General features: G+C 72.8%; 12 protein-coding genes. 1 reads left to right on the top strand and 11 read right to left on the bottom strand.

The window, feature by feature from the left end; translation table 11 throughout:
• Nucleotides 1-46 precede the first annotated feature (46 nt).
• The 10 genes from rplS to ACFQ53_RS10500 form a co-directional block, all read right to left on the bottom strand.
• On the bottom strand, nt 47-397 hold the full coding sequence (rplS, locus tag ACFQ53_RS10545; protein ID WP_152353606.1) for a 50S ribosomal protein L19: 351 nt from the start codon (nt 395-397) through the stop codon (nt 47-49).
• 304 nt (nt 398-701) lie between these two features.
• Nucleotides 702-1,433 carry a tRNA (guanosine(37)-N1)-methyltransferase TrmD gene (gene trmD, locus ACFQ53_RS10540; protein ID WP_377859203.1) on the bottom strand — a complete coding sequence of 244 codons (732 nt, stop codon included), beginning with the start codon at nt 1,431-1,433 and terminating at the stop codon, nt 702-704.
• Between the two features lie 3 nt (nt 1,434-1,436).
• On the bottom strand, nt 1,437-1,991 hold the full coding sequence (gene rimM, locus ACFQ53_RS10535) for a ribosome maturation factor RimM (RefSeq protein WP_377859200.1): 555 nt from the start codon (nt 1,989-1,991) through the stop codon (nt 1,437-1,439).
• A gap of 105 nt (nt 1,992-2,096) precedes the next feature.
• On the bottom strand, nt 2,097-2,339 hold the full coding sequence (locus ACFQ53_RS10530; protein ID WP_152353609.1) for an RNA-binding protein: 243 nt from the start codon (nt 2,337-2,339) through the stop codon (nt 2,097-2,099).
• A 1-nt stretch (nt 2,340) separates the two neighbouring features.
• Nucleotides 2,341-2,841 (bottom strand): 30S ribosomal protein S16, encoded by a 501-nt coding sequence (gene rpsP, locus ACFQ53_RS10525; RefSeq protein ID WP_152353610.1) that lies wholly within the window; start codon nt 2,839-2,841, stop codon nt 2,341-2,343.
• A gap of 200 nt (nt 2,842-3,041) precedes the next feature.
• Nucleotides 3,042-4,415 carry an Nramp family divalent metal transporter gene (locus ACFQ53_RS10520; RefSeq protein WP_377859195.1) on the bottom strand — a complete coding sequence of 458 codons (1,374 nt, stop codon included), beginning with the start codon at nt 4,413-4,415 and terminating at the stop codon, nt 3,042-3,044.
• Between the two features lie 65 nt (nt 4,416-4,480).
• A complete protein-coding gene (locus tag ACFQ53_RS10515; RefSeq protein ID WP_377859192.1) occupies nt 4,481-4,987 on the bottom strand; it encodes a MarR family winged helix-turn-helix transcriptional regulator in 507 nt (168 codons plus the stop codon).
• Complete coding sequence (locus tag ACFQ53_RS10510) at nt 4,984-5,211, bottom strand: hypothetical protein (protein WP_152353612.1); 228 nt, start codon at nt 5,209-5,211, stop codon at nt 4,984-4,986. Before ACFQ53_RS10510 ends, ACFQ53_RS10515 begins: the two co-directional genes overlap by 4 nt.
• Nucleotides 5,212-5,355: 144 nt before the next feature.
• On the bottom strand, nt 5,356-5,979 hold the full coding sequence (locus tag ACFQ53_RS10505; protein ID WP_377859188.1) for a DivIVA domain-containing protein: 624 nt from the start codon (nt 5,977-5,979) through the stop codon (nt 5,356-5,358).
• Nucleotides 5,980-6,066: 87 nt separating this feature from the next.
• Nucleotides 6,067-7,263, bottom strand: coding sequence for an amidohydrolase family protein (locus ACFQ53_RS10500; protein WP_377859185.1), 1,197 nt, complete (start codon nt 7,261-7,263; stop codon nt 6,067-6,069).
• Nucleotides 7,264-7,376: 113 nt separating this feature from the next.
• Between ACFQ53_RS10500 and ACFQ53_RS10495 the strand changes: the two genes are divergently transcribed.
• Nucleotides 7,377-8,306, top strand: a complete 930-nt coding sequence (locus ACFQ53_RS10495) for an SRPBCC domain-containing protein (protein WP_377859181.1) — start codon at nt 7,377-7,379, stop codon at nt 8,304-8,306.
• Between the two features lie 33 nt (nt 8,307-8,339).
• Here ACFQ53_RS10495 and ffh read toward each other — a convergent pair whose 3' ends face one another.
• Nucleotides 8,340-9,932, bottom strand: coding sequence for a signal recognition particle protein (gene ffh, locus ACFQ53_RS10490; protein ID WP_249480762.1), 1,593 nt, complete (start codon nt 9,930-9,932; stop codon nt 8,340-8,342).
• Nucleotides 9,933-9,951 lie beyond the last annotated feature (19 nt).

Below are 9,951 nucleotides of genomic sequence, written 5' to 3'. Positions count from 1 at the left end.
GCCACGAGGAGTGGCCGCCGCCGCGTCGACGAGGTGCTGGGCACGCTCAGGAGTGGTCGCGCTTCTCCTTGATGCGGGCCTTCTTGCCCGTGAGGTTGCGCAGGTAGTACAGCTTCGCGCGGCGGACGTCACCGCGGGTGACCACCTCGATCTTGTCGATCGTGGGGGCGTGGACGGGGAACACGCGCTCCACGCCGACGCCGAAGGACACCTTGCGCACGCGGAAGGTCTCGCGGATGCCGTCGCCCTGACGGGCGATGACGTAGCCCTGGAAGACCTGCACGCGGGAGCGGTTGCCCTCGACGACCTTCACGTGGACCTTGACGTTGTCGCCGGCGCGGAAATCGGGGATGTCGTCCCGCAGCTGCGCCTGATCGATCGCATCGAGCTTCTGCATCGTTCTCTCCTGCCGTTCGCCCCAGGTCGGACGGGGTTCTCGAAGGGGCCTGAGCCCCTGCATGGTGAACCGTGACGTTCCGGTGCGGCGACGCTCGCGAGGAGTCGCACCGCTCCGTGGTGCTGGGCCTCTGGCCGCGTTTCCGACGCGACGGACCTGCCCGGCCGCTTCCTGCATCGCTCCCCTGGGGCAGAGCGGTGCGCGGCGTGCACACAGCGGGTCATTCTGCCAGCAGCGCGAGCGCCCCGGCAATCCTGCCCGGCGCAGATCACGCCGGGACGTCGGGACGGGCGGCGGGAGGAGGTCAGCCCCGGGCGTCCCAGAGGTCGGGGCGGCGCTGCCGCGTGCGCTCGGCCGAGCGCTCGGCGCGCCAGGCAGCGATCCTCCCGTGATCGCCGGAGAGCAGGATCTCGGGGGCCTCGCGCACGGCGCCGGACGGGTCCGTCCAGCGCGCCGGCCGCGTGTACAGGGGATATTCGAGCATCCCGTCGGAATGGGACTCCTCCACCAGCGACGCCGCGTTCCCGACGACGCCGGGGACCAGGCGCACGATCGCCTCGGTGAGGGCGAGCACGGCGACCTCTCCCCCGTTCAGCACGTAGTCGCCGAGGGAGACCAGGGCGACCTCGTGCCCCTCGTCGGCCAGGTGCTCGTAGACCCGCTCGTCGATGCCCTCGTAGCGCCCGCACGCGAAGACGATCCACTCGCGCGCGGACCACTCCTGGGCGAGGTCCTGTCGGAACACCCGCCCCGCCGGGTTCGGGAAGACGATGAGCGGGCGGGCGTCGGCTCCGAGCTCGTCGCGGCCCTCGGCGATCACGGCGGCGAAGGCCTCGGCCCATGGCTCGGGCTTCATGACCATGCCGGCGCCCCCGCCCAGCGGCGAGTCGTCGACGGTGCGGTGGCGGTCGTGGGTCCAGGTCCTCAGGTCGTGGCGGTGCACGGAGATCAGGCCGTCGCGCGCGGCCTTCCCGATGAGGGAGAGGTCGAGGGCCTGGAGGTACTCGGGGAAGATGGTGATCGCGTCGATGCGCACGACTCAGGCCCCGGTTCCCGGCTCGTCCTCGCCCGACGGCTCGAAGAGGCCCCCGGGCGGGTCGGCGATCACCGTGCCGGCCTCCACGTCGACCTCGGGCACGAGCTCCTCGACGAAGGGCAGCATGACGCGGCGGCCCTCGGCGGAGCGCACGATGAGCAGGTCCTGGGCCGGGTAGTGCTCGAGATCGATGACGGTGCCCAGCTCGCGTCCGTCGACATGGCGCACGGCGAGGCCCTTGAGCTCGGAGGGGTACCAGGCCTCCGGGTCCTCCTCGGCCTCGACCTCGGTGTCCACGGCGAGGGTCAGCTCGACCCCCCGCAGGGACTCGGCGTCGGTGCGGCTCGAGACCTCGGAGAAGCGCGCGTACCAGCGTCCCTGCTGGATGCGGGTGGCGGCGACGGTGAGGTCCCGCTCGCCGGCGCTCGTCGCGACGGTGAAGGCGGTGCCCGCGGCGAGGCGCTCCTCGGGCTGGTCGGTACGCAGGATCAGCGCGACCTCGCCCTTGAGGCCGTGGGCCCTGCCGATGGTCGCGACGGTGACGTCCAGTGCGTTCATGGGATCGCTTTCTGCCGGTGGGAGTGGGGCCGACGGGCCGTGACGCGACGGAGGCGGCACCGGTGACCGGTGCCGCCTCCGTGTGCGGTGCGAGATGCGCTCTGCTCAGCGCCGGTCGACATCGACGATGTCCACCCGCACGTCGTCCTCGGAGATCGCTCCGGTGACGGTGCGCAGGGCGCGGGCGGTGCGGCCCGAGCGGCCGATCACGCGCCCCAGGTCCTCGGGGCTGACGCGCACCTCGAGGAGCGGGCCGCGCCGGGTGTCCTTCTCGGTGACGCGGACGTCGTCGGGGCTGTCGACGATGCCGCGGACCAGGTGGTCGAGAGCCTCAGCGCGCGCGCTCATCTCAGGCCTCGTCGGACTTCGCGTCGTCGGCGGCGGCGTCGGCCTCGGCGGTGGTCTCGCCCTCGGCGGGAGCCTCCTCGGAGCCGGGCTCGACGTCCTGGCCCTCGGGCTGCTCGGCCGCGTCCGCGTCCTTGGCCTTCTTCGCGCCCTCGCGGGACGCGGCGGCGGCCTTGTCGGCCTCGGCGATGAGGTCCTCGGCGGACTGCTTGGACCCGGCGCCCTGCAGGGAGCCGGCGGCGTCGCCCTCACCGGTGAACTTCTGCCAGTCGCCGGTGACCTTGAGGATCGCGGCGACCTGCTCGGTGGGCTGCGCGCCCACACCGAGCCAGTACTGCGCGCGCTCGGACTGGACCTCGATGAACGAGGGCTGCTCGGTGGGGTGGTACTTGCCGATCTCCTCGATCACGGCGCCGTCGCGCTTCTTGCGCGAGTCGGCCACGACGATGCGGTAGAACGGTGCACGGATCTTGCCCATGCGCTTGAGACGGATCTTGACGGCCACGAGTGTGGACTCCTTCGGCGATGTTCGGGTGAGCCGCGCCGCAGCCTGTGGGGTCATGCGGGCGCTGACGCGTCTCGGGGTGTCGCGCGAAGACGGGTAGAGGGCCGGTCGGCGCGCATACAGGGGTCGATTATGCCAGGCCCGACGGGAGGTCGCCAGGCGAGGGCGTGTGCCCCGAGGCACATGCCGCCTCCCCGGCCTCAGGCGCCGGCGATCGCGCCCACCAGCTGATTGCCGCCGAGCGCGAGGAACACGAGGGCGACGATCCCCAGGATCGCGTTGAGCACCCAGCCGTTGCGCCAGCGCTCGGGCATGTGGCGGGAGTTCATGAGCACCAGCAGGGTGATCGCGAGGAAGGGCATGAACAGCGACCCCAGCACGCCGTAGGCCACGATCACCTGCACGGGCTTGCCGAGCAGCAGCAGGAGCATCGGCGGGAACGTCAGCCAGAGGATGAAGAAGCGGTAGTAGGTGCCGCCGATGCGCCGCCTGGGATGGTCCTCGGGGAGCTTGCGGGCGCTGCCCCAGAAGTCCGCGAACATGATGGAGACGCCGTTCCACACGCCCAGCACGGAGGAGAACGACGAGGCCCAGAAGCCCAGGAGGAAGATCCAGCTCATCGCGGTGCCGTAGCGGGAGGCGAGCACGTCCGCGAGGTCGAGCAGCCCGCGGTCCTCCTCGCCGATCGCGATGCCGCTGGAGTAGAGCAGCTCGGCGCCGACGACGAGCATCGCGACCACGAAGATGCCGGAGATGACGTAGGCCATCGCGTTGTCGATCCGCATCACGCGCATCCAGCGCGGGGTCGACCAGCCCTTCTCGGTGAGCCAGTAGCCGTAGGCGGCGAGCGTGATGGTGCCGCCCACGCCGCCCGCGATGCTGAGGGTGTACCAAAGGCCGCCCTCGGGGATCCGCGGGATCAGCCCTCCCAGGATGTCCGGGATGTTCGGGAGGGTGACGACGGCCGCGCCGACGACGGTCACGAACATGATGGCGACCAGCACCGCGACGACCTTCTCGAGGGCGTGGTAGCGGCCGAACCACACGAGCGCCGCGCCGACCAGGCCCGAGAAGGCCGCGTAGACGGCCAGGGGCATGTGGGCGAACAGGCCGATGTCCCCGATCACCGGCAGCTGCGGGACGAGCGCGGCGATCGGCAGCGCGGAGGCGCTCATCGCCGTCGCCCCGTACACGAAGCCCCAGACCATGATGTAGGGCCCGAAGTACCAGGAGGTCCAGCGGCCCACGCGCCGCCAGCCCTCGAAGATCGAGTGCCCGGTGGCGAGCGTCCAGCGGCCCGCGCCCTCGACGAGGAAGATCTTGATGATGACGCCGGCGACCGCGGCCCACAGCAGGGCGTAGCCGTAGCGGGACCCGGCGACGAGGGTCGCCACGAGGTCGCCCGCGCCGATGCCGGTCGCGGCGACGACGAGGCCCGGGCCGATGATCCGCCAGCGGGCGGGGCCGGAGGCCTCCTCGACCGCGTCGACGGCGGTGGGAGCCGCCGACGTCGAGGGCGAGTCGGGGCGATCTGAGGGGCGTGGGGAGGGGTGCGCTGCGTCCTCGGAGTGCATGCGCCGACGCTACAGGGCCGTGGCCGCCGTCCGCGCGCAGCGGCGCGCCGCCCGCAGGGAGGGCGTCAGATCTCCGCGGTCGCGCCCTGCTCGGACCGCGCCGCGAGCTCGACGACCTTCATCATCCCGGCGTGCAGCGCCTGCACCTCGGCCTCGTCCATGCCCAGGCGCTCCCGCATGATGCCGGGGACGGCCTTCGCGCGCTCGCGCAGGGCGCGACCGCTGTCGGTGAGCACGATCGCGAGCGAGCGCTCGTCCTCCGAGGCGCGTGTCCGCTCGAGGTAGCCGGTGGCCTCGAGCCTCTTCACCAGGGGCGACAGGGTTCCAGGGTCCAGCGCGAGCCGGGAGCTCAGCTCCTTCAGGGAGAGCGGGGACTCCTGCCACAGGGCGAGCATGACCAGGTACTGCGGATGCGTCAGTCGCAGGGGTTCGAGCACGGGCCGGTACGCCGCGACGATCCCGCGGGACGCGCGCGTGATGGCGAAGCACACCTGGCTCTCCAGCGCGAGGGGATCGGTGTCCTCGCGCGCACTCTCGCTCTCCGCTCCCGCGTCCGCTCGGGTCCTGCTCACGCCGAGGTTCCCTCCTGCTGGTCCGTCCGCTCGTCCGTCCGCCTGCTCTCGCGCCACTGCCGATGCAGGTCGCGTCGGCGCAGGTACTCGCGCTTGCGCCGGGCGCGGGGGTCGATGGCCGCGTCGAGCGTGGCCGGCCCCATGATGTGCAGCAGGATATAGCTCGTCCGGAACCCGGTGCGGTACAGCCAGGAGAAGGAGTCGGTGCCGCGAGGCCTGTCCATGTGCCCTCCGTCGATGTCAGTGCCTTGCGCACCAATGCTTGGTGCACCAATTCATTGTGCGACGCGGGGTGCCCTTCGGCCAGTCCTGCGCCGCGAGGGCGACGGGCATCACGGCGGCCGCCCGTCGGACGGGGCGCACCGGGCTCAGATCGCGCGCAGCCGCTCGACGATGCCGCGGAGGAAGCCGTCGACGTCCGCGCTGCGATATCCCTCGCGCAGGCGGCCGACGGCGACGGGCTGTCCGGACAGGAGCACCTGCAGGGCGGCGTCCGCGCGGTCGTGCTCGTCGCCCTCCCCCGTGAGCGCCTCGAAGGCCCGGTCCAGGAGCTGGTCGATCCCGTCCATGTCGTAGCGGTCGCCGCGGCGCGCCGCGGCGAAGCGCGAGCCCTGCAGCTCGGCCACGATCTCGCCCGTCGCGGTGTCCTCGGCGATCCGGGCGCTCGCCCCCTGCGTCCGCGCCACCACGGCGGCGACAGCGGGAGCGGCCCGGGAGTGCAGGAAGTCGTCGACGTCGTCCATCGCGTAGCGGACGCCGGACATGCGCGGGGTGAAGCGCACGTCGGCGATCCCGCCGAGCAGCTCGAGGTCGCGACGGCGCCCGGACGACCCGACCTCCCGCGCGAGGCGGTCGAGGTACTGGTCGACCTCCTCGCAGTCGTAGCCGGAGCCGAAGGCCCTGACCCTCGCGAAGCGCGCCCCGGTGAGCAGCGCGACGACGTCGGCGTCGGAGGAGGCGGCGTCGGAGGAGGCGGAGGGGTCGACGGTCATGGGGTTCTCCCGGTGAGGTGCGAGACGGGGTGGAGGGCGGGAAGGAGGGAAGGACGGACGGAAGTACGGCGGAGGCTGCCTCCCCCGTCAGCGGATGATCGCGCCGCCGAGCACGATGCGCGCGGGATCCCGCAGCGCGCGGTGGTCGCGACGGGGATCCTCGGGCACCACGAGGAGGTCGGCGGGGGCGCCGTCCTCGAGGCCGGGCGCGCCGAGGAACGCGCGCGGCCCCCAGGAGGCGGCCTGGAGGATCGCGAGCGGATCGAGCCCGCACGCGGCGAGCTCGTCGAGCTCGTCGTGGATGATGCCGTGGCCCAGCACTCCCCCGGCGTCCGTGCCGGTGAGCAGCTGGACGCCGGCGTCGTGGGCGTCGCGGGTGCGCTCGAACCGGCGTGCGCGCAGGCGCCGCATGTGCGCCGCGTAGTCGGGGAACTTGCGCTCGCCCTGGCTCGCGTAGGTCTCGAACTCGTCGACGTTCACGAGCGTGGTCACCACGGGCACGCCCGCCTCGGCGGCACGGGCGATGGTGTCGCCGGTGAGACCGGTCGCGTGCTCGAGGCAGTCGAATCCGGCGTCGAGGACCAGCGGCAGGGTCTCCTCGTCGAAGGTATGCGTCGTGATGCGGGCGCCGTGGGCGTGCGCGGCCTCGGCCGCGGCCCGGAAGTCGTCGGCCGACCAGGTCGGCGTGAGGTCCCCGACCTGCCGGTCGATCCAGTCGCCGACGAGCTTCACCCACCCGTCGCCGCGCTCGGCCTCCGCCGCGACGGTCGCGGGAAGGTCCTCGGGGTCGACCTCGTGCGCGTACCCCTTGAGGTAGCGCCGGGTGCGGGCGACGTGCCGTCCGGCCCGGACGATGCGGGGCAGATCGGCCTCGCGCTGCAGGGGCGCGGTGTCGGTGATGGAGCCGGCGTCGCGGATGAGCAGCACGCCGGTGTCGCGGTCGACGCGGGCCTGGGCGCGCGCGCCCTCGAGTCCCGTCGCCGTGCCCTCGTCGCTGATGCCCACGTGGCAGTGGAGATCCGCGAGTCCGGGCAGCACGAAGCCGTCGATCCGCTCGATCCCGGTCCCGGCGGGGAGGTCCGGCTCTTCGTGGTGGATGCGGCCGTCCGCCACCCAGGCCTCGGCGAGCTCCTCCTCGGGCCCGAGCAGGATGGGGCCGGTCAGGTGCAGGACGGGTGAGCCCGTCGCCTCGGCGCGGTCGTAGGCGGGGCCGTCGGCGGCGGGCCGTCGCCCTGCGGCGAAGGACTCGCGGGCGGCGCGGACGGAAGAGGCATCGGTGCGCATGCCCCGAGGCTACCGAGCGGAGGGGTCCCGCGAGGACGAGGGCTGTCGTTCGGGACTCCCGAGTGCTTGACTGGATGTGCCCTGCATCACTCGCCATCGTCGAAGGAGCACCCATGGGCACCCATCCGACCTCCCGCTTCCTGCTGGGGACGGCGGAGTCCCCCGAGCTGGTGCTGCTCCGCCGCGTCACCGCCGCGCCGGCGGCCGTGCGCGAGGCCCTCACCGACGCCGAGCGGCGCGGACGCTGGCTGGGCGCGCTCGACGGCGGCCCGGCCGCGCCCGGCGACGCCTTCGAGCTGAGACTGGGCGACGAGGCCTCGGATGCCGCCGTCGGCCGGCTCCTGCTGCTGGACCCGGAGCACCTGGCGGCCACGTGGTCCTGGCAGGGCGAGCGCGAGAGCGTCCTGCACGCGCGGGTGCGCCCCGGGCCCGACGGCGCGGGCAGCGAGATCTGGATGCGCCATTCCCTCGCCGAGCCCGATCACGTCGAGGGATACGGCGGCGGCTGGGAGCAGGTCCTCCAGGCCCTCGCCCGGGAGCTCGGCTGCGAGGCGGCCGACGCGGAGGACGATGCGGCGATCGAGACCGCCGCCGCCGAGCGCTGGCACCTGATGACGCAGCGCCCCGTCGAGATCGAGCGCACGCTGCCCGCCTCCCCCGAGCGGGTATGGGAGGCGCTCACCACGCGCGAGGGGCTCGCGTCCTGGTGGTGGCGCCACTGGGACGACGTCGAGGTCGAGCTCGACGGCGAGCGCGGCGCGGTGCGGATCACCGCCCCGCGGATCGCCACGACCCTCGGCCTCGAGCGCCTGGTGGCCGAGCGCCCCGCCCGCCTCGCGGCGACGTGGGTGTGGTCCGAGGCGGGCGGCACCTCGGTCGACGAGGCGATCGACCTGCGCCTGGCGCCCGAGGGGACGCCCCCGGGGGCCACCCGTCTGCGCGTGCGCCACACGGGCCCGTGGGCCGAGGACTCCCTGCCGGAGAACTACCGGCAGGGATGGGAGTCCACGCTGGGCCAGCTCGCCGAGGTGCTCGGCGCCTGAGGGCCCCCGAGGATCGCTCGGCGGCTCAGCGGCTCAGCGGCCGCGGCCGAAGAGCTTCTGCATCTCCGCGGGCAGCTGCGAAGGGTCGATGTCCGAGAGGTCGGAGGATCCGCCGGCGCCTGCGCCCGGTCCGAAGGCGGAGCCGGACTCCGCGGGCTCCTCGGCGGCGCGTCGCGCGGCCTCGGCCTCCTCGCGCGCGGCCTTCGCCGGATTCTTCGACTTCGACTTCTTGCCCTTCTTCGCCGGGGCCTGCATTCGGCCGCGGGACTTCTTGCCGCCGCCCATGCCGGGCATCCCGGGCATGCCCGGCATGCCTCCGCCGCCGCCGCGGCCCATCGAGCGCATGGCCTGCTGGGCGTTCTTGAAGTTCTCGAGGAGCTGGTTGACCTGCTGCACGGTCGAGCCCGATCCCTTGGCGATGCGGGAGCGGCGCGAGCCGTTGATGAGCTTGGGGTCGGAGCGCTCGGCGGGGGTCATCGAGTGGATGATGGCCTCGATGCGGCCCAGCTGGCTGTCGTCGAAGCTGTCGAGCTGGTCGCGGAACTGCCCCATGTTCGGCATCATGCCGAGCATCTTCTTGAGGCTCCCCATCTTCTTGACCTGCTGCATGAGGCCCAGGAAGTCGTCGAGGGTGAGGTCCTGGCCGCTCTGGAGCTTCTTCGCGGTCTTCTCGGCCTCGGCCTGGTCGAAGGTGCGCTCGGCCTGCTCGATGAGGGTGAGCACGTCGCCCATGTCGAGGATCCGCCCGGCCATGCGGTCGGGGTGGAAGCGCTCGAAGTCGCCCAGCTGCTCGCCGGTGGAGGCGAAGAGGATGGGGCGCTGGGTGACGCCCGTGATCGACAGGGCCGCGCCGCCGCGGGCGTCGCCGTCGAGCTTGGACAGGACGACGCCGGTGAAGCCGACGCCGTCGCGGAAGGCCTCCGCGACGCGCGCGGCGTCCTGGCCGATCATCGCGTCGACCACGAAGAGGGTGTCGTCGGGGTGCACGGCGTCGCGGATGTCGCGCGCCTGCTGCATCATCTCCTCGTCGACGCCCAGGCGGCCGGCGGTGTCGACGATGACGACGTCGTGCTGCTGGAACTGCGCGGTGGAGACGCCGTTGAGGGCGACCTGCACCGGGTCGCCCACGCCGTTGCCCGGCTCAGGCGCGAACACCGGTACGCCCGCGCGCTCGCCGACGATCTGCAGCTGGTTGACGGCGTTGGGCCGCTGGAGGTCGGCCGCGACCAGCATCGGCGTGTGGCCCTGGTCCTTCATCCACTTCGCGAGCTTGCCCGCGAGGGTGGTCTTGCCGGCGCCCTGGAGGCCCGCGAGCATGATGACCGTGGGCGGGTTCTTCGCCCAGGTGAGCTCGCCGGTCGCGCCGCCGAGGACGTCCACCAGCTCGTCGTTGACGATCTTCACGACCTGCTGGGCGGGGTTGAGGGCCTTGGAGACCTCCTCGCCCAGGGCGCGCTCGCGCACGCGCCCTGTGAAGTCCCGGACGACGGGGACGGCGACGTCGGCGTCGAGCAGGGCGCGGCGGATCTCGCGGATCGTCTTGTCGACGTCCGCCTCGCTCAGACGGCCATGGCCTCGCAGCCCCTTGAGGGACGCGGTGATGCGGTCGGAGAGGTTGTTGAACACGAAAGCGGCTTCCCCTTGC

The sequence above is a fragment of the Brachybacterium sp. NPDC056505 genome, assembly GCF_042794925.1.
GTDB lineage: Bacteria > Actinomycetota > Actinomycetes > Actinomycetales > Dermabacteraceae > Brachybacterium > Brachybacterium kimchii.
This window is presented reverse-complemented; position numbering and strand designations above follow the sequence as displayed.